This is a genomic window from Polynucleobacter sp. MWH-Adler-W8, assembly GCF_001889925.1.
GTDB lineage: Bacteria > Pseudomonadota > Gammaproteobacteria > Burkholderiales > Burkholderiaceae > Polynucleobacter.
The window spans coordinates 19,156-44,137 of sequence record NZ_LZFI01000009.1; the positions used below are offsets into that span (position 1 = coordinate 19,156).

Genomic DNA, 24,982 nt, shown 5'->3' on the forward strand with positions numbered 1-24,982 from the left:
TATATGTATATCTATATTAAAGAGACTGAGCTCTTTTGGCTAGCCATTTTTAAGTCAATATTGCCTATATGGCTTTATGTATCGCTGGCTATAATGATTTCTCGGTTCGGAGAGGTGGCAGAGTGGTCGAATGTACTTGACTCGAAATCAGGCGTAGGGTCAAACCTACCGAGGGTTCGAATCCCTCCCTCTCCGCCATTCAGACTCTATATTTGTTTTATAGAGAAAATATTTAAAAAGCCCCGCGTGACGTGGGGCTTTTTATTTATACGTAGTTTGCAATCCGCAGGTATTGAATAAGACAAGGGAGTATTACTTTTGCAGTCGAGCCACCAAGTTCTTCATGATGTTTTTGGTTTTGATCAATTCCGTGGCGCTCAAGAGTCTATTGTTAGACATGTAGTGGCAGGAGGCGATGCTTTGGTTCTCATGCCCACCGGCGCCGGTAAGTCGCTGTGCTATCAAATTCCCTCGCTTGTTCGACGTGGTGTAGGGGTAGTGGTGTCACCCTTAATTGCGCTTATGCAGGATCAAGTCGATGCATTAACCCAGTTAGGAGTTAAGGCTTCATTTTTAAACTCTAGCTTGGATGCGTCCACATCTCAAAAGGTCACTAGTCAATTGCTGGCTGGAGATCTTGACTTAATCTACGTGGCGCCTGAACGCCTAATGAATCCTGGTTTTCTATCAATCCTTGATAGGCTCAATGCGGGCCCCGGAATTGCCTTGTTCGCGATTGATGAGGCGCACTGTGTTTCTCAATGGGGTCATGATTTCCGCCCAGAATATCGTCAGTTAACTGTTTTGCACGAGCGATTCCCTACGGTGCCTCGTATCGCCTTAACGGCAACCGCAGATGCGCCAACCCGAGCAGAAATTGTGGAGCGTCTTTCGCTCGAATCTGCCGAGCAGTTTGTCTCGAGCTTTGATCGGCCCAATATTAAATATCGAGTTCTGCAAAAGCAGAGTGCTAAACAACAGTTAGAGCACTTTTTAGATGCGGAGCATGCCGATGACTCAGGGATTATTTATTGCCTATCGCGTCGCAGTGTAGAAGAGACTGCTCAATGGTTGGTAGACCGCGGCTGGGATGCTATGCCGTATCACGCAGGTTTAAGCGTTGAAACACGCAGCGCCAATCAAAAACGTTTCTTACGTGAAGAGGGTGTCATCATGGTCGCAACCGTAGCTTTCGGCATGGGCATTGATAAACCTAACGTCCGCTTTGTAGCCCATCTAGATCTGCCTAAAAGTATGGAAGGCTACTACCAGGAAACTGGGCGAGCAGGACGTGATGGCTTACCCGCAAATGCCTGGATGGCCTATGGATTCGGAGATGTGGTGAGCTTGCGGCAAATGGTAGATTCTGGCGAAGCTTCTGAAGATCGTAAGCGGGTAGAGCGCCAAAAACTCAACGCACTACTGGGCTATTGCGAATCCACAACATGCCGCCATCAAACAATCTTGCGCTACTTTGGGGAGACGCATCCGGGTGGCTGCGGGAACTGTGATAACTGTCTAGAGCCCGTGGCGACTTGGAATGCCACACAGGAAGTACAAAAGGCGTTGTCCTGTGTTTATCGGACAGGCCAGCGTTTTGGTGTGACCCATTTAATTGATGTCCTCCTTGGTAAGGTTACCCCCAGAGTGAAGCAGTACTTTCATGAGCAGGTCAGTACCTTTGGAATCGGCACAGAACTCAATCAGGCCCAATGGAATAGCATTTATCGTCAATTGGTAGCAGGCGGTTATTTAGATGCGGATATTGCCTTGCATGGTGGCTTAAAGTTAGTCGATGAGATCGCATTACCTGTGTTGCGTGGCGAGCAAGAGGTTTGGTTGCGCAAAGAAACGGGCTACTCCAAGACTAAGGCTACGAAATTGGGAGCAAAGAAAAGTTCTACGCATCCCTTTAGTAATATTGCAGATGAAAAATTGTGGGAGGCACTCAAAGCTAAGCGCACTGAGCTGGCACGTGAGCAAGGAGTCCCACCCTATGTGATTTTTCATGACAGCACTTTGCAGGAGATGGTAAGGGCTACGCCAACGACCTTAGATCAATTTAGTCGTATTGGCGGAGTGGGGCAGGCCAAGTTAGAGCGCTATGGCGAACACTTTATTGAAGCCATTCAGGAAAACCTAGTGAATCCCGCATAAATCTCTATATTTACTGGGATTACTATTAAATGAATTTCGTTCATTTAACGTGCTTGATAGCTTTTCTATTAAGAGTGATTTGGGTGATTAATGCCTCTAGGCATGCAAAAAACGCAGTTTTTGGGGTGTCATAGAGCTGTCATATAGCTGTCACATTCCATCCGTATCGTTCTTATATCGCACTGCTGCGCATATTGAATCTAAGGACGAATTAAATGAAATCTTTTTTGAAAAAAGCCCTCGTTATTGGTGCTATTTCTCTTGCTCCAACAGCATTCGCTGTGGAGATGACGGGTGCTGGTTCTTCATTTATTTACCCAGTTCTAAGTAAGTGGGCTGAATCCTACAAAGCCAAAATTGGCGACAGCTTAAATTATCAGTCGATTGGTTCTGGCGGCGGTATCAAGCAGATTAAGGCAAAAACTGTTGATTTTGGCGCTACTGATGCTCCATTAAGTTTTGATGATCTGCAAAGCCATGGCATGGTTCAGTTTCCAGCAATTATTGGCGGTGTAGTTCCTGTAGTGAACATTGAAGGCATTGGTCCTAACCAGTTGAAACTTTCTGGTGACCTATTGTCAGATATTTTCCAAGGTCAAGTAACTGATTGGAGCGACAAACGTGTTGCCCTGCTCAATCCTGGCGTGAAGATTCCTTCTGGCCCAATCACAGTTGTTACTCGTGCTGATGGCTCTGGTACTACGGCAATTTTTACCAGCTTCCTTTCTAAAGCAAGCAGCAACTTCAAGGATGCCGTTGGTTTCGGTGCGCAAGTTAAATGGCCAGCAGCTTCAACTGTAAGCGGTAAGGGAAATGAAGGCGTTGCTGCAAACGTTGCACGTATTAAGAACTCTGTTGGCTATGTTGAGTACGCTTACGCCAAAAAGAACAATCTGAGCTACACGCAGGTTCGCAATGCTGATGGCGTAATGGTATCTCCAACAGCAGAAGCATTTGCTGCTGCATCTGCTGGTACAGACTGGTCTAAATTTCCTGGAATGAATACTTTCATTACCTATGCATCAGGCGCTAAAGCATGGCCAATCACAGGCGCAACTTTTGTGGTGGTTTACAAAAAGCCTGAGAATAAAGTACAAGCCGCAGCAGTACTGAAATTCTTTGACTATTCATTCAAGGATGGTAAAAAAGCTGCTTCAGAGTTAGATTACGTCCCAATGCCTGATGCAACCGTGGATTACATTCGCAAGCAGGTTTGGTCGCAAGTTGACTCTAAATAATAATTATTTTTATTATTATGTTTTTAACGACCCTGTTGTTCAGGGTCGTTTTTCTACTTAAGTTAAGCATAGAATGAATACTCTAGAATCTTCCGGTGCTCCGACGCTCATGGCTTCAAGAATTGCGCGACTCCAGCGGGTTCAGGATTTTTTATTCCATCGCGTTACCCAATTTTTTTCTCTATCGGTGTTATTCGCGCTATTAGGAATTATTGGCTCTTTGTTCGTAAATGCATGGCCTGCCTTGCAAGAGTTCGGCCCCCAGTTTTTTATAACCTCGAACTGGGATATTGTTAATGGCGAATTCGGCGGCTTGATAGCAATTTATGGAACATTAGTTTCTTCAGCGATTGCATTGTTGATTGCTGTCCCCCTGAGTTTTGGTATTGCCTTTTTCTTAACAGAAATTTGCCCTCCATCGCTCCGCCGCCCTCTTGGTACGGCAGTTGAGCTATTGGCTGCAGTGCCTTCCATCATCTATGGCATGTTTGGTTTATTTGTTTTTGCCCCAATATTTGGCGACTATATTGAACCTGCTCTTCAGGCTACTTTAGGTCAAATTCCACTAATTGGAATCCTGTTTTCAGGAGCGCCCAATGGCATTGGTATGTTGTGCGCCGGATTAATTCTTGCCCTCATGATTTTGCCTTTTATTGCCTCTGTGATGCGTGACGTATTTGAAATTGTTCCACCAGTTCTCAAGGAATCGGCCTACGGAATAGGTTGTACAACCTGGGAAGTTGTCAGAAATATTGTGTTGCCTTATACAAAGGCAGGCGTCATTGGTGGTGTGATGTTAGGTTTAGGTAGGGCACTCGGAGAGACTATGGCAGTCACCTTCGTGATTGGAAACGCCCAACGTATTTCACCATCCCTCTTTGCGCCAGGTAGCTCTATTGCATCGACTTTAGCAAACCAATTCGGTGAGGCGGAAGCTGGTTTGCATTACTCCTCGCTTTTTGCCTTGGGGCTAGCGCTATTTTTTATTACATTTATTGTTCTAGCCTTTGCTAAATGGCTTTTAATTAGCATGGAGAAAAAACAAGGGCTTAAATCATGAGTTCCAATGTTAATTTGGATATGGCAGTATTTGCCCGTCGTAAGAGAGCAAACAAAATTGGATTAACTCTCTCTATGCTAGCTATGGCCATTGGTATGGCTAGCCTTATTTGGATTCTCAGCATCCTTTTCATTAAAGGATTCTCTGCCATTAATTTGAATATGTTCACAGCAAGTACTCCTGCCCCTGGCACTGAAGGCGGCGGTTTAGCCAATGCCATTGTGGGAAGTCTCTTATTGGTTGGCTCATGTACCTTTATTAGTACACCTGTTGGAGTCCTGGCTGGCCTATATTTATCAGAATACGGGGATCGCAGCAAGGTTGCCTCTCTTACCCGTTTCGTGACTGACATTATGCTTTCCGCACCTTCGATTGTGATTGGCCTGTTTGTTTATGCCTTATATGTTGCCAAGGTTCAGCATTTCTCAGGATGGGCTGGGACCGTAGCATTAGCTTTGATTGCTATTCCGGTAGTTGTACGCACTACTGAAAATATGTTGCGTTTGGTTCCTGGTAGCTTGCGAGAAGCCGCCTATGCATTAGGGACTCCCAAGTGGAAAGTGGCCTTTATGGTTACTTTACGTGCTGCGCAAAGCGGCATCATGACAGGAATTCTGTTGGCATTAGCTCGGGTTAGTGGTGAAACAGCGCCTTTACTATTTACCGCCCTAAGCAATCAGTTTTTCTCAACAGATATGAATAAGCCTATGGCTAATTTGCCGGTGGTGATTTTCCAATTTGCTATGAGTCCATATGACAATTGGGTTAGCTTGGCCTGGGGTGGATCTCTCCTGATTACATTTGCGGTGCTGGGTTTGAATATTTTGGCGCGCGTTGTATTCCGTGACAAGGTGCAGGGATGATGAGCAATATGAGAACAATGTTTGACTTAAATAAGATTGATGGTCAAGGGGGTAGAGTGGATACGGTAAACCAAGAGCCGAAAAAAACGGCTATTAATGCTATTGAAGTGCGCGATTTGAATTTTTACTATGGCGCATTTCAGGGATTAAAAAAGATTAACTTAGATATTGAGCAAGGCAAAGTAACTGCTTTTATTGGTCCATCAGGCTGTGGAAAATCCACCCTATTGCGAACACTAAACCGGATGTATGACCTCTATCCAGGTCAACGTGCTGAAGGCGAAATTAACTTCTACGGTCAGAATATTCTAGAGCCTGGACAGGACCTGAACTTATTGCGTTCTCGAATTGGTATGGTTTTTCAGAAGCCAACCCCATTCCCAATGTCTATTTATGAAAACATTGCTTTTGGTGTTCGTCTCTACGAAAAGCTTTCCCGCTCTGAAATGGATGAGCGCGTAGAGTGGGCATTGAATAAGGCAGCCTTGTGGAATGAGGTGAAAGATAAGTTAAACCAGAGTGGTTTATCCCTTTCTGGTGGTCAACAACAGCGTTTATGTATCGCACGTGGTGTAGCGGTCAAGCCTTCAGTGATTCTTCTGGATGAGCCAACATCGGCTTTGGACCCTATTTCTACTGGAAAAGTGGAAGAGTTGATTCATGAGCTCAAAAAGGACTATACGATTGCGATCGTGACTCATAATATGCAGCAAGCAGCGCGTGTATCTGACTATACGGCCTATATGTATTTGGGCAGCATGATTGAGTACGGCAAAACGGACGAAATATTTATTAAGCCTAAGCGTAAAGAGACCGAAGACTACATCACCGGCCGCTTCGGTTAATTGGAGAAATATATGCCAGATAAACACCTATCATCACAATTTGATGCCGATCTCAATTCTCTTTCAAGCCGCTTGCTTGAAATGGGCGGTCTAGTTGAATCCCAAATCGCAACAGCGATGCGTGCTTTTACCCAAATGGATCTCGATACCTGCAATGTAGTGATCGAAAATGAAAAGTTAGTCAATGACTTAGAGATTCAGATCGACTTGGCTTGTACTGAACTGATTGCACGCAGACAACCAACTGCTCGAGACTTGCGTTTGGTAATGGCAGTTTCTAAAGCCATTACCAATCTAGAGCGTGCTGGTGACGAGGCTGAGCGCGTTGCTAAGCGCACTAAGCGCTTAATTGAATCCGGCTTGCCACACAATATTAACGTTGCAGAAATCCGTCTTTCAGGTCAAATGGCAATTTCCTTATTGCGTCGTAGCCTAGATGCTTTTGCTCGTCTAGATACGATTGCAGCGGCCGATGTGGTCCAGGAAGACCGTCAGATTGATGAGGAGTTCAGGGGCTTTGTTCGTAAGCTCATCACCTATATGTCTGAAGATCCACATATGATCAGTACAGGCTTGGATATGCTGACGATTGCGAAGGCAATTGAGCGTATCGGTGATCACGCCAAAAATATTGCAGAGTTCGTCATCTACATTGCTAAGGGGTCTGATGTACGTCACATCCCGCATGAAGATTTAGTCCGCGAAGCCAACAGACAATAATTAGGGGCCCCTAATAATGACTCACCGCATACTCATAGTAGAGGATGAGCCATCAATTGCAGAATTGATTGCGATTAACCTGTCACATGCAGGCTATGAAGTTGAAAAGGCCATGCAAACTGATTTGGCATTGACGATGATGAAGGATCAGCTGCCTAATCTGATCATTTTGGATTGGATGTTGCCCGGCAAATCTGGCGTCCAGTTTGCAAAAGAGCTGCGCTCTAATGAACGCACTAAGGCATTGCCGATTTTGATGCTGACCGCCAAAAGTGAAGAGTCTGATAAGGTTCTTGGTTTGGACTCGGGCGCCGATGATTACGTTACTAAGCCATTTTCACCAAAAGAATTGGTGGCTAGGGTGAGGGCAATTCTACGGAGGCAGATGCCGATCGAAGATACCGGTCCGCTGACTGTTGGCCCATTAAAGTTGGATCCAAGCTCTCATCGTGTGCTGGCTATCTGGCCAAATCAGGAGCCTAAATCCATTGCTCTTGGGCCAACAGAGTTTCGATTGCTCCAGTATTTCATGGCTAATCCTGAGCGTGTTCACTCTCGGGGCAGCTTGCTGGACAAGGTGTGGGGTAGTGAGGTTTATATTGAAGAAAGAACAGTCGACGTTCATATTAAGCGCTTAAGAGCAGCTCTCGCTCCGTTTGATTGTGACCGCTATATTGAGACGGTGCGTGGTAGCGGCTACCGCATTACCAAGACTCCAACCGAATCTTAAGCCCGTATTTCTCTATTTTATTGGGAATCTCCAGGGATTTTTGGAGATGCTCTAATATTGCATCATGCTATCTGTGCTCACCCGTTTCTTTGTCATTATTTGCGTCGCATTTGTGTTGGCGTTCACAACATTGTCTTTATGGGGTGCGCAGTGGGCTATCGCAGTGGGAATATCTGTACTCTCCATTCCGCTGGTCTACGCTTATATCAACTTAGCGCGCCTGAGAAAATATACCCTTGCTGATTCTGTTGAAAGCATGCCCTTACCCAGTGGCTTTTGGGAAGAGGTGTTTTTTAGGCTTCAGCGTCTCGTCAGAAACCTAAAGCAACATATCCGAAGTATTGAGCAGCAACACGAGCACTTTATTGAGGCATTCCAGGCCTCCCCCAATGGAATTGTCATGCTCGATGAGAGCGACCAGATTGAATGGTGTAACGGTATTGCGGAGAGATTCTTTGGCCTCATCTTTAAACGCGATGTCATGCAGCGCATTAATTTTTTGATACGACGCCCAGAATTTATACAGTATTTAAATAAGCGTAATTTTGATGAGCCTTTGCTAATGGAGCGCATGGGGCCCGATGGTAGCTTGAGTTTGATGTTGCAAGCTTTCCCCTTTGGTCAAAAGCGCAACCTTCTTTTGATTCAAGATGTAACCGATTTGCAAAAAGCGGATGCCATGCGTCGTGATTTCGTAGCCAATGTTTCTCATGAAATGCGCACACCGATTACTGTATTAATGGGCTTTCTGGAGACCGTCCAATCCCTGGAGCTTAAGAAAGATCAGCAGGATCAATACTTTGAAATGATGATGTCGCAGGCACAGAGGATGAAGAGTTTGGTTGAGGACTTATTGACCTTGGCAAACCTCGAGTCAAATGCATTGCCAGCCACAAATACGGTAGTCAAAGTCGAGACTTTAATGGCGCTGCTGAAGAATGATGCTGAAGCGCTTTCTCAAGGTAAGCATGCATTTAATTTTGTTGTGAATTCCAAACAGAATTTATTGGGCGATGAAAGAGAAATTCTTTCTGCATTCAGTAATTTGGTATCTAATGCCATTCGCTACACGCCTGATATTGGTTCTATCGGTGTTGAATGGAATGTTAACGAGCAAGGGCAGGGTGAGTTCTCGGTTACTGATACGGGTCCAGGCATTGCATCTGAGCACCTATCAAGGTTAACTGAGCGCTTTTATCGTGTAGATCGAAGCCGATCAAGAGATACTGGTGGAACGGGTTTGGGATTGGCTATTGTGAAGCATATTGCCAATCGGCACCAGGCTCAGCTGATAATAGAAAGTACTCCGGGAAGAGGTAGTAAGTTTATGCTCCGATTCCCTAAAGAGCGCGTTACTTCTTAAGCCTTAATCTTTTTTCTTTTTCTTCTTCTTTTTGGATTCTTTAGGTAGCTTCTCGGCTTTGCCGTTGGCATAAAGACACCAAACCTTAATTTCCTCAAGCAGTTCTACTAGATCTTCATGGGGGAGGTTTTTTAAGTCCGCCAATCCAATGCTGCCAGACTCTTGTAATTGTTTTACAGCGTCTTCGTATAGGTATTTGCTCATATTTTTTCAACTAAGGATCAAGATGGGGCCAATCCTAGCAAACTAATATGACAAAACTGCTTTTTAAGGCCTCAATACGGGTTTTAGTCTGGATCGCTAGATACTTCGGAGCTCCGCTTGATCCCATTAAGCCTGGCGACAAACCTTTCAAGGGGGCCACCAATGACTAATGTCAGTAGGATGGCGCCCAAGCTAAGAACTCCCAGGGCAAATTGACCCGCCCCAAAAGCAGCACCAATTAAGGCGCAAGACCAAATACTTGCTGCGGTAGTTAGTCCGTGAATTTTTTGTAATCTTTGTTCGCGAATGATGACCCCAGCCCCTAAAAATCCAAGGCCGGTTATCAGGCCTTGTAAAACACGGCTAACAGATTGCGCATCATCTTGAACAAAATCACTGATGAGTAATACTGCAGTTGCAGAACCAATGGCTACTAGCGAATGTGTACGAATGCCTGCGGGTTTGTGATGAAGCCAGCGATTTAGGCCCAGTATGGTGCCTACTAACAAAGCCAAGCCTAGTCTTAGGGCAATGGCCCCATATATTTCCCATTGAGTCATATGACTTCCCTTTAACAATCAGACTTCTTATAACTTCAGTGTATATCAGATGCTTTGATTGGTCACAAATAAGCCATCACCTTGACATGTTTCAAAGTCACACTAGTCATGAAGGTGTTTTGGAATAATTCTTTAAACAAAGGGATGACGCGATGAAAAAATTTCTTATGATGGTTTGGCAAACATGGTACGAAGCAAGACGAGCTTATGCAAAGCGCTACGTCTTTCATAGGCTGGGCAGTTGAGTTGAATGCCAGCTTTATTGGGCTTCTCACTTTGCATATTAATAAAACTGCCATAAATTACGCCTAATATTGATCTTAACTTTATACATAAGAATGCATTTCAAATGACTGAGAATCTTGTTAAGTATCTTCCTTTGGCGCTCAGAATTGGTGTCGATGGAAAATCCACAATTGAAAAAATTGAGAAAGAAATCATTTCTCATAATCAACTATTAGATTCTCATCAAAATCAATTTTTGATGGATGGGAGATTTTCTCTTCGTCTTGACGAAATTATTTAATCCAATTGAAGTGCATAAATATTAATGAGTAATCAGTACAATATTTTATTTTTATGCACTGGCAATTCCGCAAGATCCATTCTTGGTGAAGTATTGGCAACCACTCTAAGCCATGGACGATTTAGAGGGTATTCAGCTGGATCTAGGCCATCAAAGTATGTGCATCCAATCGCATTGCGTATTGCCAGACAATTAGATTACCCACTAGAGCTGCTGAACAGTAAAAGCTGGGATGAGTTTGGAGTAGATGGGGCTGTACGTATGGACTTCATTATTACCGTCTGTGACTCTGCTGCTGGGGAGGAGTGCCCTTACTGGCCCGGCCATGCTGTGAGCGCCCATTGGGGGTTTGCCGATCCTGTCGCTGTAGATTCAGGGGATGCAGCCATGCTAGATGCATTCAGGCAGGTTGAAATGGGGCTGCGAAATCGCATTGAACTACTCATGGATTTACCCATAGATAAATTAGATCATGTGCAAATTAAGGATGAACTACAGTCCATTCATCATCGCCTAAAGTTTAGATAGGCAATAGCATCGAATTAAGGGTTAAGATTGAATATAACCCTTTTGAGGAAGCTGATGTCTATAGAGAAAAAGCCCAAATTTGCTGTTCTTAGGTCGGTAGAGTCTTTTAGTAATCCTAGGCCCAGCATCAAAAAGCGCATGGCAGATGGTAAAGCCTTGCGAAAAAAGGTCAGCATTGGTCAGCAGGGTATCTATACCCCCCCAAAACACCGAATTGACCCCATCACCATTCTGGAGAATCAAGCTAAGACTCGAATTGAGTCGCTGATCCCGATTCGTTATGAGCGCATGCTGCAGTCGCCCTTTGCATTTTATCGAGGGGGAGCCGCCATCATGGCTCAAGACTTAGCTAACCAACCATCTACCAATATCACGGTTCAGCTATGCGGAGACATGCACGTATCTAATTTCGGCTTATTTGGAACTGCCGAACATCGACTGGTATTTGGTATTAATGACTTTGACGAAACTTTGCCCGGTAGTTGGGAATGGGATCTCAAGCGTCTTGTTGCAAGTGCAGTTATTGCCTGTGAAAGTAATGGTGGCGATAAAGTATTAAGTAAAAAAATAGTATTACGTATTTGCGCTGAATATCAAAAGCGGATGGCTCAATATGCGCATATGCCTTATTTGGATTTAGCTCAAGACTTTATTAGTGGTTCAGATATACGTAAGCATTTTTCTAAAGAACATCAAAAGCAAATTGATGTTTATTTAAAGCAGACTAAAGGGCAGGGCAATATACAAGTACTGCAAAAACTGACTACGCTTGTTGGCAAAGATAGAAAGATCATCAACAAGCCTCCTTTAATTGAGCATTTCAAAGGGAGTGTTTACGGACAGTCTCTAAGCTCCCTGATTAATAGGGCCTTGTTAAATTACTCTAGTACTTTACTGGCTGATCGCAAGATTCTTTTTGAACGGTATGTCCTAAAGGATTTTGCTCGAAAGGTAGTTGGCGTAGGAAGTGTGGGCACCAATTGTATGGTTCTTTATTTTGAAGGCGATAGCGTAAATGATCCCTTGTTCTTGCAATACAAGGAAGCTCAAAAATCTGTCTTAAGTCCTTATTTAGGCGAGTCTATTTATCGAGATATGGGGCGGCGTGTGGTGGCTGGTCAGAGACTGCTACAGGGTGCTCCTGATATCTTTTTGAGTTTCGGCTCCATGCAGTTTGATGTTGATAAAAGTGAAGGATTTTATCTCCGCCAATTACGCGATATGAAGGGAGGTATTCCGATCGGTCCGGGTGGCATCTCTCTAAAGAACTTTGCCGACTATTCAAAATTGTTCGGCTGGGCTCTTGCCCTGGGTCACGCTCGCTCTGGAGATGCGGCTGAACTTACTGGTTATTGTGGTGAAACAAAGGAATTTGGCGAGGCAATGTATTCCTTTGCAAGATCCTATGCAAAGCAGAATGAACAAGACTTCGATTTATTTCGTAAGGCGGTCAAATCGGGTAGATTGAAAGCGGCCAAGAAAAAAGCAGCCCTTTAAGGCCTATCAGGGCGTAGTCATGAGAGTGTCACTTTATTGGTGGATATTGTAGCTTCCCTAAGCTTATTCACCATTTCAACTCTATGAAAACTCCCCGTCTTATCAGGATTGCCTCCTTCATTTTTTTTGGATCAATTACAGGATTTCTTCAGGCAGCAGCTATCTATCCAATCGACCAAGCTACCATCTTGGCTGGATCTAAGTTTGATATCAAGATTGAATTTAATACCGTCATTAATCTTGGGGATGCTGAGATCGAACTCAATGGCGCACCAATAAATAAAATTATTAGCGCCCAACCCGAGTTTATTTCTAATGAAAATGGCAAAGGTAGCTCCATCCTGTATCGAGAGGTTCAGTTAACTAAGGCTGGTAAATATCAAATCGTGGCTCGAGCACCCCAGGAGCGTTTGCAAGTAAATTGGGATGTATATGCAACTGGTCCTCGCCGCGTAAAAAATGTGATTCTATTTATTGGCGATGGTATGACGATTGCTAACCGGACAACCGCAAGAGTCCTCTCGAAGGGAATTCAAGAGGGCAAATATCAAGGCAGATTGGCATTTGACGATATGCCCAGTACAGCCATGATAGGTACTTCAGGGTCTGATTCACTAATTACAGACTCTGCAAACTCTATGAGCGCATACACAACAGGGCATAAGACAGCAGTGAATGCCATGGGCGTTTATGTATCCCGAGCTAGCGATAATCTCTCGCATCCCAAAGTGGAAACCATTGCAGAGCTGATCAAGCGCAATACCAAGATGGCAGTAGGCATTGTTTCTGATGCCGAGTTGGAGGATGCAACCCCGGGCGCCATGGTATCTCATACTAGGCGTAGAGCAGATAAACAATATATTGCTGATCAGCTCTTATCTAGTGGCGCTGAAGTCATCCTAGGCGGTGGCTCTGCCTATTTTTATCCGCAATCCACTAAGGGCTCAAGACGTAAGGATGAGAAGAATTTGGTTGAAAACTTCAAGTTGAAGGGCTATCAGTTAGCTTTTACAAAACAAGAATTACTTTCAGCATCAGAGAGTAGGGGTACAAAAACACTATTTGGTGTCTTTCATCCAGACAATATGGATGGATCGCTGGATCGTTTGTATCTGAAAAAGAATACGGTTGAACAATTTCCTAATCAGCCCGATTTAACCGAGATGACCCAATCTGCCATTGATGTGTTATCCAGAAATCCCAATGGATTTTTCTTGATGGTAGAGGCGGCTTTGATTGATAAGTTCAATCACCCTCTTGATTGGGAGCGAGCTGCATTTGATACCATCATGCTTAGTAATGCCGTGCAAATCGCTAAGGACTTTGCTAAAACGCATCCAGATACTTTAATCATCGTGACACCTGATCATACTCACAGCGGATCCATTAGCGGGGTAGTGCATGATGACAAGCCTGGACCTTTACGTGAAAAGGTAGGTATTTACGCCGAGGCCGGCTATCCAAATTATCCAAAAGCAGATATTCAGGGTTACCCAAATAAGATCGATGTATCTAAGCGCATTGCTTTCTTTTATGGCAGCTATCCCGATCACTATGAAACCCTACATCCTAAAATGGATGGCACTTTTGTTCCTGCCGTTAAAGATGATTCTGGTAAATATGTAGCCAATCCAAAATATCTCCAGCTTCAGGAGGATGCAATTCATGTGGGCGGTAATTTGCCATCGCACCAAGAATCTGGCGTTCATACGGCAGATGATGCCGTTCTGAATGCAATGGGCCCCGGCTCAGAAAACTTCAAGGGCTTTATGGATAACACGGAAGTGTTTAAGATAATGGTGCAATCCTTAGGTTTGGGATCAAAATAATTTTGGATTAAAGCTGCCATGGAATTCATTAACAACATCAACTATGGATCACTGACAGATACGAGCGTCAGCCTCTGCGCTGCTTTTATTTTGGGGGGATTAATTGGTTTAGAGCGCCAATACCGCCAACGGACTGCGGGCTTAAGAACAAATATTCTAGTTGCTATCGGAGCTGCAATTTTTGTGGACGCTGGTAATCGCCTCACTGGTCATGATGGGGCTGTTCATGTGATGGCTTATGTTGTTTCTGGGATTGGCTTTTTGGGCGCCGGTGTCATCATGCGAGAAGAGGGTAACGTCAGGGGTATCAACACTGCTGCTACTTTGTGGGCATCGGGCGCAGTTGGTGCATGTGCAGGAGCTGACTTAATTTTAGAGGCTTGCCTAGCCACTGTTTTTGTTCTGGCAGCGAATACCTTACTTCGCCCAGTAGTCAGCTTAATTAATAGGCAGCCACTAGATACCGAAGCAGTAGAGGTGACTAATTCGGTATATATCATCACTCCTAAGCATGCTCAAAAGCATGCCTTAAAGCAATTTATTAAGACGCTCGAAGAGGCGGGCTATCAAACCCAAGATATTGAAGTGCATCAATTTGACAGCGATGATGTTGAAATACAGGCCGTTTTAACTGCATCGGCTGTTGATGGCGATGAGATGGATCAGTTGATCGCTAAGATTGCTGATCAAGAATTTGTGACCCAGGCGTTCTGGAGTCCCAGCACAACCGACTAAGCCATTTATTTATTGACACAATATTGAAATATTTCTGGTTCACTATTGTGATGTGAATAAGACCAACTATCTCCAATCTATCGTTACCTGCCCCCATTGCCAGGCTTCCGAGCTGATTAATTCCGATGAAGGTGCTCAGCACTTGTATCGCTGCCGCTCATGTAGCGCTATCTTGAAGCCAAAATCTGGTGATTGCTGCATTTTATGTAGCTTCGGTAATCGCGATTGTTCTAGCTCAGAGCAAAACTTAGCAGCCTAAATAAGGCTCGTATATCCCAGCCACAAAGGCTTGCTGTTGATTTCATCAAGATGTCATGGTTTTTACATAAAATAGACATAATTGATACAGCATTCCATTTTTGGGGAATATTTTGGCCAGAAATCCCGTAGATCCTTTAGTTCATTCAGAAGACCTTGTTGCTGCGGTCGACTTGGGGTCGAATAGTTTTCGTATGTTAGTAGCCCAAGCAGTAAATACCCCCTCTGGCACACAGTTACGCCCCATTGATACCTTGCGTGAGACAGTCCGATTGGCTGCTGGCCTCACTGAAAATAAATTGCTTGGCAATGACGCCTATCAGCGGGGATTGATAGCTATTCGGCGTTTTGGTGAGCGTATTCGTGGATTTGATCCCGCTAATGTTCGAGCAGTCGCAACGAATACTTTGCGCGTTGCTAAAAATTCCCAACAATTTATAGAAGATGCGCAAGTAGCTCTAGGATTCCCGATTGAAGTGATTGCCGGCGTCGAAGAAGCTCGGCTGATTTATATCGGAGCGGCACATGAGGTTCAGGCCGAACAAGGCAATAGACTAGTAATTGATATCGGTGGCGGCTCTACAGAATTCATCATTGGCAAAGGTTATGAGCCAAAGCTGATGGAAAGTCTCTATATTGGTTGCGTATCTCATAGCATGCGTTTTTTCCCTAAGGGAAATATTGATGCCCATGCTTTTAAAGAGGCTGAGTTGGCAGCGCGTCGTGAAATACAGGTAATTTCTGGCGCTTATTTAAGAAGCGGCTGGAAGCAGGTTATTGGCTCTTCCGGTACCGCTAGAGCTTTAGCAGATCTCATAGGAAATAATCATTTCAATGGAAGTGGCGATGGCTTAATGATGGGCCGCGTCAATAGCTCGAGTGGAATGATTACCCGTGAAGGCCTTAAGAATCTAAAAAAACACCTTCTCAAGTATGAACATGTCAATCAAGTGGAGCTAGAGGGTCTGAAGGATGACAGAAGATCTGTGTGGCCAGGCGGTTTAGCGATTATGTTGGCAGCATTCGATGAATTAGGTATTGAAGAGATGGAGGTAACGGACGCTGCATTGCGAAGTGGTGTCTTGTATGACTTACTTGGCCGATCACAACATCACGATATGCGCTATGTGACTGTAGAGCAATTTATGCAACGCTACACCGTCGATCGAGAGCAGGCAGATCGGGTTGGTAAATTAGCCGCAGATTTTTTACAGCAATTGCCAAAACCTGAATCGGAAAGCAGGGCGGATAACGTGGCTTTATTGCAGTGGGCAGCCAATTTACATGAAATCGGCTTATCAATCTCCCACAACGGTTATCACAAACATTCTGCCTACATAGCAGGTAACGCAGACATGCCGGGCTTCTCTAAAAATGATCAGGCTAGGCTGGCTGCATTACTCATTGGACATACTGGCAAGCTAGGCAAGCTGGCGAATAATGCTAGCTTTGAAGATTGGCGCATGCTCTTTTGTTTGCGACTTGCTCAAGTGCTGTGTCGCGGCCGAAATGACACCAATTTTCCTAAAGTAAAAGTCTCTGAACACGACGGTTCATATTTAGTGAGTCTGCCAAAAGAATGGGTTGCCGAGCATCCTTTGACTGAATTTAGCCTTCTGAAAGAGGCAGCAGAATGGGAAAGGGTAGGGCGCTCCTACCAAGTCAGCTTTAAGTAAATATATATCTCGGAATACAAAAGCCACTTCTATTCGAAGTGGCTTTTTGTTTTAGGACTGATCCTAGACTATTGCAAACCTAAAAAATGCTTTGCGTAACGAGGGTTGATTTCTGAAAGGCGGAGCATCGTCAATAAGTCAGCTGTATTGAAGTCTGGATCCCAGGCTGGGGAGCTGCAAATTTTAGCCCCCAGCTTTAGGTAACCCTTGATCAATGGTGGCGGCTGCACTTCTAAACCACCATTTAGCTTATCAAGAGGCAAAGGCAAGCGCGGGAATGCATGAAATTCTGTTGGCGCCATTTGATCATTGCCTAGGGAGTTATAAAGACTCGCTGCAAAGTGACCGCCATCTGCCATTGGAATGCTGGCACAACCAAGCATGATTTCATAGCCGTTCTTTTGCATATATTGAGCCAAGCCACTCCATAGCGCCATGATGACTGCTCCTGAGCGATAGTCTTGGTGCACGCAAGATCGACCAAGCTCAACCAATTTAGGGCGCAGGTGATCAATACGAGATAGATCAAACTCAGAATCAGAATAGAGGCGACCGATTTCTTGTGCCTTATGTGGGGGCAGTACGCGATAGGTGCCAACTACTTTCAGGCTGTCTTGATCACGAATCAATAAATGATCGCAATAAGAGTCAAACTCATCGACATCTAAGCCTTCAGCGTTCTTGGGGAGATTGGCACCCATTTCTTCGGCGAATACTTTATAGCGCAATCTTTGTGCTTCTTTAATCTCGCCCGTTGTGCTTGCCCAAACAATTTGAAAGGCAGGTTTTTTTGGTTTATCAATCTGAACCGCAGGAGCAGGAGCTACTTCTCTGAGCTCAGCCCTAGTTTTTGTCACAAACTTCTTGCCAAACAGCTTTTTGGCCAACTTTTTAGAGAGCTTTTTAAGCGGGTTTGGTTTATTTCTTTTTAATGCTTTGACCTTCTTAGGGGTGAAAATCTCAAATGAACCAATTGGGTTAGGGATATCAGACATGGCTGGCCTTAGTAGGTAATTAAAGTTTCAGAAGCAAGGGGATGCAGACTGCAGCCCAGAGTAGGGCTGCGACAAATAGCGCAAGCATGACGGCGGCACTGCCAAAATCTTTTGCCCTTTTGGAGAGATCATGATGTTCGAATGAGATTCGATCGATCGCTGCTTCCACGCTGGAGTTCAATAGTTCAATAACCAGCACCATCATCAAGGAAGAAATTAGTAATGATTTCTCTAGCAGTGTGATCGGCAACAAGAGGGCGACTGGTGTTAGTAAGGCAAATAAAGTCAGCTCTTGTCTAAAGGCGCTTTCCTCCATGAATGCATAAACCAAACCACACCAAGAGTTCTTGGCTGCATGCCATGCTCTGGCAAGGCCTCGATTGCCCTTATGGGGGTTCTGATCTATGTGATATGGGGAGTTCAAGATGCGTTTTTCTTTAGGCTAGTGCTGTTACATGAACTTCTGTTGTTGGTACAGGCTTAAGGTGATTGGCAAATTGCTCTGAGGCCGCTCTCCAGGAGAATTTCTCAGCATGTGCACGTGCTACTTCACGAGGAATTTTCAGGGCCTGCATGCAAGCTTCACGAAGGTCTTCATTCATGGCACCTGAATTGGAGTTGCCTAAGACATCAATAGGGCCAGTAACAGGATAAGCGGCTACTGGCGTCCCGCATGCCATGGCTTCTAGTAACACCAAACCAAATGTATCGGTCTTACTAGGAAATACAAATACATCTGCTGCCGCATACACTTTTGCTAACTCATGCTGCTGAAGTACTCCCAGATAGTTCACTTCTGGATATTTTTCTTTGATTCCAGCCATCGCTGGACCGTCTCCTACCACCCACTTTGAACCTGGTAAATCGATTTCTAAAAATGCATTGATATTTTTCTCAACAGCAACTCTGCCCACGTATAAAAAGATGGGATGCGCGGTATTTAAGGCTTTGGAATCTTGCATCTTAAAGATATCCAGATCAACGCCTCGTGACCACAACACCACGTTATTTAGACCATAAGCTTCCAGATCATCCTTTACGACAATCGTTGGCGCCATAACGGCCATTGACGGTTTATGAAACCAGCGAATAAAGGCATAGGTAATTGCTAGAGGAATACCGGTACGCGCTTTGACATATTCTGGGAAGCGGGTGTGATAGGCAGTGGAAAAAGGCAGGCGATTTTTAACTGCATAGGCACGAGCCGATAAACCTAGTGGGCCTTCTGTTGCAATATGCATGGCATCCGGTGCGAATTCTTTAATACGACGAGCCACTTCTTTGCCTGGGAAGAGTGAGAGGGCGATATCAGGATAGGTTGGGCATGGAATGGATTTGAAGCCATTGGGAGTAATCATTTCTACTTGATGCCCCATGGCAGTTAATTCAGCGCGGGTTTGTTTCAGGGTGCGGACAACACCATTAACTTGTGGGTCCCATGCATCAGTAATGATCATAATTTTCATAGCGTAGCCTCTTTGATGAGTGATTCGATAGCGGGTTGAAGAGTGATTTGAGGTGACTCAACTGGCTCACCCTTGATCTGTGTCCAGTGAATAATTTTGAGTTCACCTGTTTGTGTTTCAACTAAGGCAGTAAGGCTCTCGACCCAATCACCATCGTTGCAATACAACAAGCCATCAATCTCGCGAATTTCTGCTTTGTGAATATGTCCACAAACTACGCCATCACAGCCTCTTAAGCGGGCCTCTCTGGCCATGATGTGTTCAAAGTCTGCGATATAGCTGACGGCATTTTTGACTTGATGTTTTAAGTATTGAGATAGCGACCAATACTGCAGCCCCATCTTGGCGCGCACCATATTGAAATGACGATTTACGTAAAGAATGAGCGAATAGAGGTTGTCACCAACGTATGCAAGCCACTTGGCGTATTGCATCACGCCATCAAACTGATCGCCATGGGTTACCCATAGTTTTCTACCATCAACTGTCGTGTGAATCACTTCCTCAACTACCTTGACATCACCAAAAGACATTCCAAAGAATTGTCTGGCGCTTTCATCATGATTTCCAGGAACATAGATGACTTCTGTCCCCTTACGTGCCTTACGCAAGAGTTTTTGTACTACATCATTATGTGATTGAGGCCAGTAGAAAGACTTCTTCAGTCTCCAGCCGTCAATAATGTCGCCAACTAGGTAGAATTTATCTGCTTCGTTGTGCTTAAGGAAATCGAGAAGGTAGTCTGCCTGACACCCTGATGTTCCTAGGTGTACGTCTGAAATCCAGATGGCTTTGTAATGCATCATGAAACAGTATTAAGCCTACTGAGTATGAAACCAGCATGACAGTTCTAAGACAGTTTTATGACTACGGAGTATTTTCTGAGATTGTTTTATATTCATACAGCATATGAGCCTGACTAAACACTCCAAACAGCCTCCGTTTCAATATTGGGCTTATGCATGGTCGTGGATTTTAGTGTGGAGTCATGTGATTGCTGGATTGGCGACTCTATCTTTTCAGTTTCCATTTGCAACTCAGGAAACTAAAAATAGCCATATTCAGAAGTGGTCAAGAAGACTGCTAGCTATTTTTGGTATTGAATTAAGGCTCAGGAATCCAGAAATTCTTCCTGCCACAGCCTATCTACTGGCATCAAACCATATCTCTTGGATGGATGTCCACGCTATCAATGCTTTCAAACCCATTCGCTTCGTAGCAAAGTCCGATGTAGAGGGTTGGCCCATATTTGGATGGATGGCCAAGCAATTGGGTACGGTATTTATCAAGCGTGATAGTGCTCGTCATGGAAAGTATGTTGCTAACGAAGTGAGTGATGTACTTAAAGCTCAGTCTGTTTGTATTTTTCCAGAGGGCACCTCCACAATAGGTGAGGGTGTCCTACCCTTTAAGCCCAATTTATTTGAATCTGCGGTTATTGCTCAAGTGCCAGTCTATTCGCTTGCAATTACCTATAGATCCCTGTCATCTGGCGAGAGAAGTGAAGTGCCTGCATTTGTGGGTGAGATGGGGTTACTGGAATCCATGGCTCAGATCTTGAGGGATCGTAACCTGATCGTGGAGCTTACCTTTTTATCACCCTCGGGAGCTAGTCCTGAGGCTTCCAGAGACCGAAAATGGCTGGCTTTGCATAGTCAAGAGGCGATTTCTAATCAATTAAAGGGTAATCAGCCCTCTATGTAACAAAAGTGTCATTTTCCCCCGCTATAAGTATTATTAGGGAAACAATATGACATCAAAACACAACGAAATGGCCGAGTGGTATCGCCGTGCACAAGAAGAGATTCTGGACAGCATGGATGAAGAGCTTGAAATGGAGCTCGATGATGACCGCCTATCTCCTGATGGTGATAGTCATTCACAAATTCCACGTAACGTTTACTTCCGAGAACTCTTTAGACTCCAGGGTGAGTTGGTAAAGCTTCAAGACTGGGTGGTAGAGAACAAGCTTAAGGTGGCAGTCCTATTTGAAGGTCGAGATTCTGCTGGTAAGGGTGGGGCGATTAAGCGCATTACCCAGCGATTGAATCCCCGGGTTTGTAAAGTGGTTGCTTTGCCCGCACCTAACGAACGTGAAAAGACGCAGTGGTACTTTCAAAGATATATTTCCCAGTTACCCGCTGGTGGCGAGATCGTTCTATTTGATAGAAGCTGGTACAACCGCGCTGGCGTTGAAAAGGTAATGGGTTTCTGTACTGATGATGAGTATGAAGAGTTTTTAAGAACGGTTCCTGATCTGGAGCGCATGATGATTAGTTCAGGCGTTATCTTGATCAAGTACTGGTTCTCAATTTCTGACGAAGAGCAATACAACCGCTTCATGATGCGGATTCACGATCCTTTAAAGCAGTGGAAGTTAAGTCCAATGGATTTAGAGGCAAGAAGGTTGTGGGAGGCCTATACCAAGGCCAAAGAGACCATGCTTGAACGTACGCATATTCCTGAGGCGCCTTGGTGGGTGGTTGCTGCCAATGACAAGAAAAAAGCACGTCTAAATTGCATTACGCATTTATTGGATCAAATCCCGTATAAAGAGATTGATCACCCAGTGATTACCTTGCCAAAACGCGTTCATAACCCGGATTACCTTCGAGGCCCAGTACCGCCTGAGATGTATGTTCCCGAGGTTTTTTAAGGGCTTATTTTTCGAGCTTAGATAGTTTGCTGTCCCATTGGAAGACGATATCCTTATCAGCCTTCAGCAAGCCTTTATCTTTTCCTGGGTATGAAACTCTAGAAAGAAGATCCTGAATCATATTGAGATGAGCAACTTTTTTATCGTTCGCCTTAACAACGATCCAGGGCGCATCTTTAGAGCTGGTTTTTTCTAGCATGTCATTTCTACATTTGCTATAGGCATCCCAGTTTTTCTGCGCTTGCTGATCAATCGGGCTAATCTTCCATTGCTTGAGTGGATCTTTAGCTCTATCTGCAAGACGAACAGCCTGTTCCTTTTTTGAGATGTCTAAATAGTATTTGAGAATCGTTATGCCAGAGCTGGTCAGAATAGATTCGAGCTCATTTACGGTTCCCATGAAGTTGGCGTACTGCTCCTTCGTGCAGAAATTCATGACCATCTCAACGCCGGCACGGTTGTACCAGCTGCGGTTGAATAGAACAAACTCACCTTTTTTGGGAAGCTCAGCTACATATCTCTGAAAGTACCATTCTGCAGATTCGGTATCAGATGGTTTTCCGAGGGCAACCACGCGAGTTTCCCTGGGGCTTAAGTGCTGCGTAATGACTTTTATAGTGCCATCCTTGCCAGCCGTATCGCGGCCCTCAAGAATGACCAGTATTTGATCGCCTTTGCTGATCAGACTATTTTGCAGCTTGACCAACTCAATCTGCAATAAGCGGAGCTGATCGTCGTAACTAGATTGCTCTAGCTTATCTTTGCCTTTTTGACCCATTAGCTTGCTTCATTTGTATTGGCAGGGCTAGCAGGAGTAGTTTTCTTTGCAGCCGCTTTTTTAGCAGGAGCCTTTTTAGCTGGGACTTTCTTGGCGGGGGCCTTTTTAGCAGGCGCTTTCTTGACCGGAGTCTTTTTGGCGGCAGCTTTCTTAGCCGGAGTTTTTTTGCTAGCTACTTTTTTATCTAACTTATCCAACGCTTTTCCAAGCTTGTCGATCAGCTTTTCTCTATCTGACTCTAATTTATCGAGCTTTTTTAATAGCTGCTTAACTAATTTCTTTTGGCTCATGCTGATTCCTGGGTTGATTGTGAATTCGTTGTATTGGCGTATCTTCAATCAATCCTACGTTTAATTTTCTCTATTTTCAAGCATATATGACACATATATGTCAGTTATGTGACATTGATTGTCACTATTGTGAAATATATATTTCGATACAATTGGAAATATGAAAAATACTGATGCCATCAAAGCATTCCTGGCCCTGGGTCAAGAGACCCGTTTGAATATTTTTCGCTTGATAGTTCAGCGTGGTGATACTGGATTAACGCCTAGCGAGATGATTGAAAAGCTAGGGGTTGCTAACGCCACACTGAGTTTTCACCTGAAAGAACTAGTAGGCGCTGACTTATTGTCAGTAGAGCGTCAAAGCCGCAATCTCATCTATCGACCTAATGCAGGCTTGGTGCAAGAGTTAAGCGGGTTCTTGCTTGAAAACTGCTGCGGTGGCAAATCATGCGCTCCAGTATTAATCTTGAAAAAGGCGAAGGCTAAATGAAGCAGTTCAATATTCTCTTCTTATGTACCCATAATTCTGCTCGGTCTGTTTTGGGGGAGGCACTTGCTTCAACTCATGTCAGCGGAAAATTTGTGGGCTACTCAGCAGGATCCACTCCAGGCACTTCAGTAAATCTATTTGCACGTGAGTTGGCTTTGCAGATGGGTTACGATGAATCTAAATTACGCTCCAAGTCCTGGGATGAGTTTGGTTTGCCAGAAGCTCCAAAGATGGATTTCATTATTACGGTTTGTGATAACGCGGCAGGCGAAGTGTGCCCATTCTGGCCTGGAAAACCTGCTACTGCCCACTGGGGCTTCCCAGACCCATCACAAGTGCCTGGCACGGATGACGATAAACGCCGTGCATTTAAAGAAGTCATGATTGGCTTAAAAAAACGCATTGATCTTCTGGCGGATATGCCATTAGATCGACTCAATTCACTTAGCCTTCAAGAAATTCACAATAAATCATGAGCACAGTTACCAGCAAGCTTTCCTTTTTAGATCGATACCTCACTGTTTGGATATTTGCTGCCATGGCGGCAGGTATTGGGTTGGGATATTTTGTTCCTGGGGTAGAGGAGTTCATTAATTCCTTTCAATCGGGCACTACTAATATCCCAATAGCCATTGGATTGATATTGATGATGTATCCACCGTTTGCAAAGGTAAAGTACGAAGACTTGCCTGATGTCTTCAGAGACAAGCGAATCTTTGGTTTGGCATTCTTGCTCAATTGGATTGTTGCGCCTACCTTGATGTTCTTCTTGGCTATCCTCTTTGTTCCCAATCAACCGGAATACATGGCAGGTCTTATCTTGATTGGCATAGCGCCTTGTATTGCCATGGTGATTGTCTGGAACGATATTGCCAAAGGTTCTACGGAATATGCGGCTGGCTTAGTAGCTTTTAACGCAGTGTTTCAGGTGCTGTTCTTTAGTGTGTACGCCTATTTCTTCTTAACTGTCTTGCCGCCGTATTTTGGCCATGCAGGATCCGTTGTCAATATCACTATTGGTGAGATCGCTAAGACAGTTGCTATCTATCTAGGGGTTCCTTGTGTTGCGGGATTCTTGACGAGATACATTGCCCTCAAATTTGTGTCGAGAGAGTCGTATCAAAATACTTTCGTCCCTAGAATAGGCAAAATCACCTTAATTGCTTTGCTTTTCACGATCGTAGTGATGTTTAGTTTGAAAGGTAAGTTAATTCTTCAGTTGCCAATGGATGTGGTTACCATCGCAATTCCATTGCTAGTCTTCTTTGTGGTGATGTTCTTGCTGACATTCTTTATCACCATCAAAATGGGTATTGAATATAAGCGTTGCTGCACTTTGTCATTTACGGCATCTAGCAATAATTTCGAGTTAGCTATTGCCGTAGCCATTGCCGTCTTTGGGATTAATTCTGGGGCGGCATTTGCTGCTGTGATTGGCCCACTGGTGGAGGTGCCGATCATGGTTGGTCTGGTTTCGGTTGCCTTATGGCTTAGAGATAAGTTCTTTCAGGCCTAAAG

The 24,982-nt window shown here is 44.5% G+C and carries 28 protein-coding genes and 1 tRNA gene; 21 read left to right on the forward strand and 8 right to left on the reverse strand.

All coding sequences use genetic code 11. The features are described 5' to 3' along the window. The first annotated feature begins 108 nt into the window (after positions 1 to 108). From AOC28_RS09955 to phoR, 9 genes are all read left to right on the forward strand, one after another. Positions 109 to 198 (forward strand) — tRNA-Ser (locus AOC28_RS09955). A gap of 120 nt (positions 199 to 318) precedes the next feature. Continuing rightward, the gene (gene recQ / locus AOC28_RS09960; RefSeq protein WP_072583828.1) at positions 319 to 2,157 is read left to right on the forward strand and encodes a DNA helicase RecQ; all 1,839 of its coding nucleotides are present in this window, start codon (positions 319 to 321) and stop codon (positions 2,155 to 2,157) included. A 215-nt stretch (positions 2,158 to 2,372) separates the two neighbouring features. Further along, complete coding sequence (gene pstS / locus AOC28_RS09965) at positions 2,373 to 3,395, forward strand: phosphate ABC transporter substrate-binding protein PstS (RefSeq protein WP_072583829.1); 1,023 nt, start codon at positions 2,373 to 2,375, stop codon at positions 3,393 to 3,395. 73 nt (positions 3,396 to 3,468) lie between these two features. Next, positions 3,469 to 4,455: a phosphate ABC transporter permease subunit PstC gene (pstC, locus tag AOC28_RS09970; RefSeq protein WP_072583830.1), complete on the forward strand. Its 987-nt coding sequence runs from the start codon at positions 3,469 to 3,471 to the stop codon at positions 4,453 to 4,455. Further along, positions 4,452 to 5,318: a phosphate ABC transporter permease PstA gene (pstA, locus tag AOC28_RS09975; protein ID WP_072583831.1), complete on the forward strand. Its 867-nt coding sequence runs from the start codon at positions 4,452 to 4,454 to the stop codon at positions 5,316 to 5,318. The genes pstC and pstA overlap by 4 nt, the downstream gene beginning before the upstream one ends. After that, complete coding sequence (gene pstB / locus AOC28_RS09980) at positions 5,315 to 6,163, forward strand: phosphate ABC transporter ATP-binding protein PstB (protein ID WP_304442074.1); 849 nt, start codon at positions 5,315 to 5,317, stop codon at positions 6,161 to 6,163. Before pstA ends, pstB begins: the two co-directional genes overlap by 4 nt. Positions 6,164 to 6,175: 12 nt before the next feature. Further along, a complete protein-coding gene (gene phoU / locus AOC28_RS09985; protein ID WP_072583832.1) occupies positions 6,176 to 6,883 on the forward strand; it encodes a phosphate signaling complex protein PhoU in 708 nt (235 codons plus the stop codon). Between the two features lie 16 nt (positions 6,884 to 6,899). Beyond that, positions 6,900 to 7,613 carry a phosphate regulon transcriptional regulator PhoB gene (gene phoB / locus AOC28_RS09990; protein WP_072583833.1) on the forward strand — a complete coding sequence of 238 codons (714 nt, stop codon included), beginning with the start codon at positions 6,900 to 6,902 and terminating at the stop codon, positions 7,611 to 7,613. A 64-nt stretch (positions 7,614 to 7,677) separates the two neighbouring features. Further along, complete coding sequence (gene phoR, locus AOC28_RS09995; RefSeq protein ID WP_072583834.1) at positions 7,678 to 8,976, forward strand: phosphate regulon sensor histidine kinase PhoR; 1,299 nt, start codon at positions 7,678 to 7,680, stop codon at positions 8,974 to 8,976. Between the two features lie 3 nt (positions 8,977 to 8,979). Here phoR and AOC28_RS10000 read toward each other — a convergent pair whose 3' ends face one another. Next, positions 8,980 to 9,180, reverse strand: coding sequence for a hypothetical protein (locus AOC28_RS10000; RefSeq protein ID WP_072583835.1), 201 nt, complete (start codon positions 9,178 to 9,180; stop codon positions 8,980 to 8,982). An 83-nt stretch (positions 9,181 to 9,263) separates the two neighbouring features. Beyond that, the gene (locus AOC28_RS10005; RefSeq protein WP_072583836.1) at positions 9,264 to 9,740 is read right to left on the reverse strand and encodes an MgtC/SapB family protein; all 477 of its coding nucleotides are present in this window, start codon (positions 9,738 to 9,740) and stop codon (positions 9,264 to 9,266) included. Positions 9,741 to 10,089: 349 nt separating this feature from the next. On the opposite strand from AOC28_RS10005, the gene AOC28_RS11420 reads away from it, so the two are divergent. The 7 genes from AOC28_RS11420 to ppx all read left to right on the forward strand — a co-directional run bounded on the left by AOC28_RS11420 (position 10,090) and on the right by ppx (position 16,789). Further along, positions 10,090 to 10,266, forward strand: a complete 177-nt coding sequence (locus AOC28_RS11420) for a hypothetical protein (protein ID WP_158009062.1) — start codon at positions 10,090 to 10,092, stop codon at positions 10,264 to 10,266. Between the two features lie 24 nt (positions 10,267 to 10,290). Continuing rightward, complete coding sequence (locus tag AOC28_RS10010; protein ID WP_072583837.1) at positions 10,291 to 10,794, forward strand: arsenate reductase ArsC; 504 nt, start codon at positions 10,291 to 10,293, stop codon at positions 10,792 to 10,794. A gap of 54 nt (positions 10,795 to 10,848) precedes the next feature. Then, positions 10,849 to 12,291 (forward strand): DUF2252 domain-containing protein, encoded by a 1,443-nt coding sequence (locus AOC28_RS10015; protein ID WP_083564291.1) that lies wholly within the window; start codon positions 10,849 to 10,851, stop codon positions 12,289 to 12,291. A gap of 83 nt (positions 12,292 to 12,374) precedes the next feature. Next, on the forward strand, positions 12,375 to 14,120 hold the full coding sequence (locus AOC28_RS10020; protein ID WP_072583838.1) for an alkaline phosphatase: 1,746 nt from the start codon (positions 12,375 to 12,377) through the stop codon (positions 14,118 to 14,120). An 18-nt stretch (positions 14,121 to 14,138) separates the two neighbouring features. Beyond that, on the forward strand, positions 14,139 to 14,855 hold the full coding sequence (locus AOC28_RS10025; protein WP_072583839.1) for an MgtC/SapB family protein: 717 nt from the start codon (positions 14,139 to 14,141) through the stop codon (positions 14,853 to 14,855). A gap of 52 nt (positions 14,856 to 14,907) precedes the next feature. Continuing rightward, positions 14,908 to 15,114 carry a GDCCVxC domain-containing (seleno)protein gene (locus AOC28_RS11620; RefSeq protein ID WP_072583840.1) on the forward strand — a complete coding sequence of 69 codons (207 nt, stop codon included), beginning with the start codon at positions 14,908 to 14,910 and terminating at the stop codon, positions 15,112 to 15,114. A 112-nt stretch (positions 15,115 to 15,226) separates the two neighbouring features. After that, positions 15,227 to 16,789 (forward strand): exopolyphosphatase, encoded by a 1,563-nt coding sequence (gene ppx, locus AOC28_RS10035; protein ID WP_143143931.1) that lies wholly within the window; start codon positions 15,227 to 15,229, stop codon positions 16,787 to 16,789. Positions 16,790 to 16,857: 68 nt separating this feature from the next. Here ppx and AOC28_RS10040 read toward each other — a convergent pair whose 3' ends face one another. From AOC28_RS10040 to AOC28_RS10055, 4 genes are read right to left on the reverse strand one after another with little or no spacing between them, the layout of a single operon-like run. Then, complete coding sequence (locus tag AOC28_RS10040) at positions 16,858 to 17,784, reverse strand: GNAT family N-acyltransferase (protein WP_192846865.1); 927 nt, start codon at positions 17,782 to 17,784, stop codon at positions 16,858 to 16,860. A 19-nt stretch (positions 17,785 to 17,803) separates the two neighbouring features. Beyond that, positions 17,804 to 18,208 carry a diacylglycerol kinase gene (locus AOC28_RS10045; protein ID WP_083564292.1) on the reverse strand — a complete coding sequence of 135 codons (405 nt, stop codon included), beginning with the start codon at positions 18,206 to 18,208 and terminating at the stop codon, positions 17,804 to 17,806. A 13-nt stretch (positions 18,209 to 18,221) separates the two neighbouring features. Then, positions 18,222 to 19,250, reverse strand: coding sequence for a glycosyltransferase family 1 protein (locus AOC28_RS10050; protein ID WP_072583842.1), 1,029 nt, complete (start codon positions 19,248 to 19,250; stop codon positions 18,222 to 18,224). Next, complete coding sequence (locus AOC28_RS10055) at positions 19,247 to 20,053, reverse strand: UDP-2,3-diacylglucosamine diphosphatase (protein ID WP_083564294.1); 807 nt, start codon at positions 20,051 to 20,053, stop codon at positions 19,247 to 19,249. Before AOC28_RS10055 ends, AOC28_RS10050 begins: the two co-directional genes overlap by 4 nt. Before the next feature lie 106 nt (positions 20,054 to 20,159). On the opposite strand from AOC28_RS10055, the gene AOC28_RS10060 reads away from it, so the two are divergent. Together AOC28_RS10060 and ppk2 (AOC28_RS10065) are read left to right on the forward strand one after the other, a co-directional pair. Next, the gene (locus AOC28_RS10060; protein WP_072583844.1) at positions 20,160 to 20,954 is read left to right on the forward strand and encodes a lysophospholipid acyltransferase family protein; all 795 of its coding nucleotides are present in this window, start codon (positions 20,160 to 20,162) and stop codon (positions 20,952 to 20,954) included. Positions 20,955 to 21,000: 46 nt separating this feature from the next. Continuing rightward, positions 21,001 to 21,906, forward strand: coding sequence for a polyphosphate kinase 2 (ppk2, locus tag AOC28_RS10065; protein ID WP_072583845.1), 906 nt, complete (start codon positions 21,001 to 21,003; stop codon positions 21,904 to 21,906). Between the two features lie 4 nt (positions 21,907 to 21,910). On the opposite strand, the gene ppk2 (AOC28_RS10070) is transcribed toward ppk2 (AOC28_RS10065), so the two are convergent. Further along, complete coding sequence (gene ppk2, locus AOC28_RS10070) at positions 21,911 to 22,684, reverse strand: polyphosphate kinase 2 (protein WP_072583846.1); 774 nt, start codon at positions 22,682 to 22,684, stop codon at positions 21,911 to 21,913. Further along, a complete protein-coding gene (locus AOC28_RS10075; RefSeq protein ID WP_072583847.1) occupies positions 22,684 to 22,974 on the reverse strand; it encodes a serine/threonine protein kinase in 291 nt (96 codons plus the stop codon). The genes ppk2 (AOC28_RS10070) and AOC28_RS10075 overlap by 1 nt, the downstream gene beginning before the upstream one ends. Positions 22,975 to 23,134: 160 nt before the next feature. On the opposite strand from AOC28_RS10075, the gene AOC28_RS10080 reads away from it, so the two are divergent. From AOC28_RS10080 to arsB, 3 genes are read left to right on the forward strand one after another with little or no spacing between them, the layout of a single operon-like run. Beyond that, positions 23,135 to 23,464 carry a metalloregulator ArsR/SmtB family transcription factor gene (locus AOC28_RS10080; RefSeq protein WP_072583848.1) on the forward strand — a complete coding sequence of 110 codons (330 nt, stop codon included), beginning with the start codon at positions 23,135 to 23,137 and terminating at the stop codon, positions 23,462 to 23,464. After that, complete coding sequence (locus tag AOC28_RS10085; RefSeq protein ID WP_072583849.1) at positions 23,461 to 23,940, forward strand: arsenate reductase ArsC; 480 nt, start codon at positions 23,461 to 23,463, stop codon at positions 23,938 to 23,940. The genes AOC28_RS10080 and AOC28_RS10085 overlap by 4 nt, the downstream gene beginning before the upstream one ends. After that, positions 23,937 to 24,980: an ACR3 family arsenite efflux transporter gene (arsB, locus tag AOC28_RS10090; protein WP_072583850.1), complete on the forward strand. Its 1,044-nt coding sequence runs from the start codon at positions 23,937 to 23,939 to the stop codon at positions 24,978 to 24,980. The genes AOC28_RS10085 and arsB overlap by 4 nt, the downstream gene beginning before the upstream one ends. The last annotated feature ends 2 nt before the right edge of the window (positions 24,981 to 24,982 follow it).

What these genes read in the sequence shown, in the direction of transcription:
- AOC28_RS10080 (WP_072583848.1), top strand. Translation starts at nt 23,135, where the DNA reads ATGAAAAATACTGATGCCATCAAAGCATTCCTGGCCCTGGGTCAAGAG.
- arsB (WP_072583850.1), top strand. Translation starts at nt 23,937, where the DNA reads ATGAGCACAGTTACCAGCAAGCTTTCCTTTTTAGATCGATACCTCACT.
- AOC28_RS10010 (WP_072583837.1), top strand. Translation starts at nt 10,291, where the DNA reads ATGAGTAATCAGTACAATATTTTATTTTTATGCACTGGCAATTCCGCA.
- phoR (WP_072583834.1), top strand. Translation starts at nt 7,678, where the DNA reads ATGCTATCTGTGCTCACCCGTTTCTTTGTCATTATTTGCGTCGCATTT.
- AOC28_RS10000 (WP_072583835.1), bottom strand. Translation starts at nt 9,180, where the DNA reads ATGAGCAAATACCTATACGAAGACGCTGTAAAACAATTACAAGAGTCT.
- pstB (WP_304442074.1), top strand. Translation starts at nt 5,315, where the DNA reads ATGATGAGCAATATGAGAACAATGTTTGACTTAAATAAGATTGATGGT.
- AOC28_RS10040 (WP_192846865.1), bottom strand. Translation starts at nt 17,784, where the DNA reads ATGTCTGATATCCCTAACCCAATTGGTTCATTTGAGATTTTCACCCCT.
- AOC28_RS10075 (WP_072583847.1), bottom strand. Translation starts at nt 22,974, where the DNA reads ATGAGCCAAAAGAAATTAGTTAAGCAGCTATTAAAAAAGCTCGATAAA.
- pstC (WP_072583830.1), top strand. Translation starts at nt 3,469, where the DNA reads ATGAATACTCTAGAATCTTCCGGTGCTCCGACGCTCATGGCTTCAAGA.
- AOC28_RS10055 (WP_083564294.1), bottom strand. Translation starts at nt 20,053, where the DNA reads ATGCATTACAAAGCCATCTGGATTTCAGACGTACACCTAGGAACATCA.
- AOC28_RS11420 (WP_158009062.1), top strand. Translation starts at nt 10,090, where the DNA reads ATGACTGAGAATCTTGTTAAGTATCTTCCTTTGGCGCTCAGAATTGGT.
- AOC28_RS10015 (WP_083564291.1), top strand. Translation starts at nt 10,849, where the DNA reads ATGTCTATAGAGAAAAAGCCCAAATTTGCTGTTCTTAGGTCGGTAGAG.
- AOC28_RS10085 (WP_072583849.1), top strand. Translation starts at nt 23,461, where the DNA reads ATGAAGCAGTTCAATATTCTCTTCTTATGTACCCATAATTCTGCTCGG.
- AOC28_RS10020 (WP_072583838.1), top strand. Translation starts at nt 12,375, where the DNA reads ATGAAAACTCCCCGTCTTATCAGGATTGCCTCCTTCATTTTTTTTGGA.
- pstS (WP_072583829.1), top strand. Translation starts at nt 2,373, where the DNA reads ATGAAATCTTTTTTGAAAAAAGCCCTCGTTATTGGTGCTATTTCTCTT.
- phoB (WP_072583833.1), top strand. Translation starts at nt 6,900, where the DNA reads ATGACTCACCGCATACTCATAGTAGAGGATGAGCCATCAATTGCAGAA.
- AOC28_RS10050 (WP_072583842.1), bottom strand. Translation starts at nt 19,250, where the DNA reads ATGAAAATTATGATCATTACTGATGCATGGGACCCACAAGTTAATGGT.
- AOC28_RS10025 (WP_072583839.1), top strand. Translation starts at nt 14,139, where the DNA reads ATGGAATTCATTAACAACATCAACTATGGATCACTGACAGATACGAGC.
- ppk2 (WP_072583845.1), top strand. Translation starts at nt 21,001, where the DNA reads ATGACATCAAAACACAACGAAATGGCCGAGTGGTATCGCCGTGCACAA.
- ppk2 (WP_072583846.1), bottom strand. Translation starts at nt 22,684, where the DNA reads ATGGGTCAAAAAGGCAAAGATAAGCTAGAGCAATCTAGTTACGACGAT.
- pstA (WP_072583831.1), top strand. Translation starts at nt 4,452, where the DNA reads ATGAGTTCCAATGTTAATTTGGATATGGCAGTATTTGCCCGTCGTAAG.
- phoU (WP_072583832.1), top strand. Translation starts at nt 6,176, where the DNA reads ATGCCAGATAAACACCTATCATCACAATTTGATGCCGATCTCAATTCT.
- AOC28_RS10060 (WP_072583844.1), top strand. Translation starts at nt 20,160, where the DNA reads ATGAGCCTGACTAAACACTCCAAACAGCCTCCGTTTCAATATTGGGCT.
- AOC28_RS10005 (WP_072583836.1), bottom strand. Translation starts at nt 9,740, where the DNA reads ATGACTCAATGGGAAATATATGGGGCCATTGCCCTAAGACTAGGCTTG.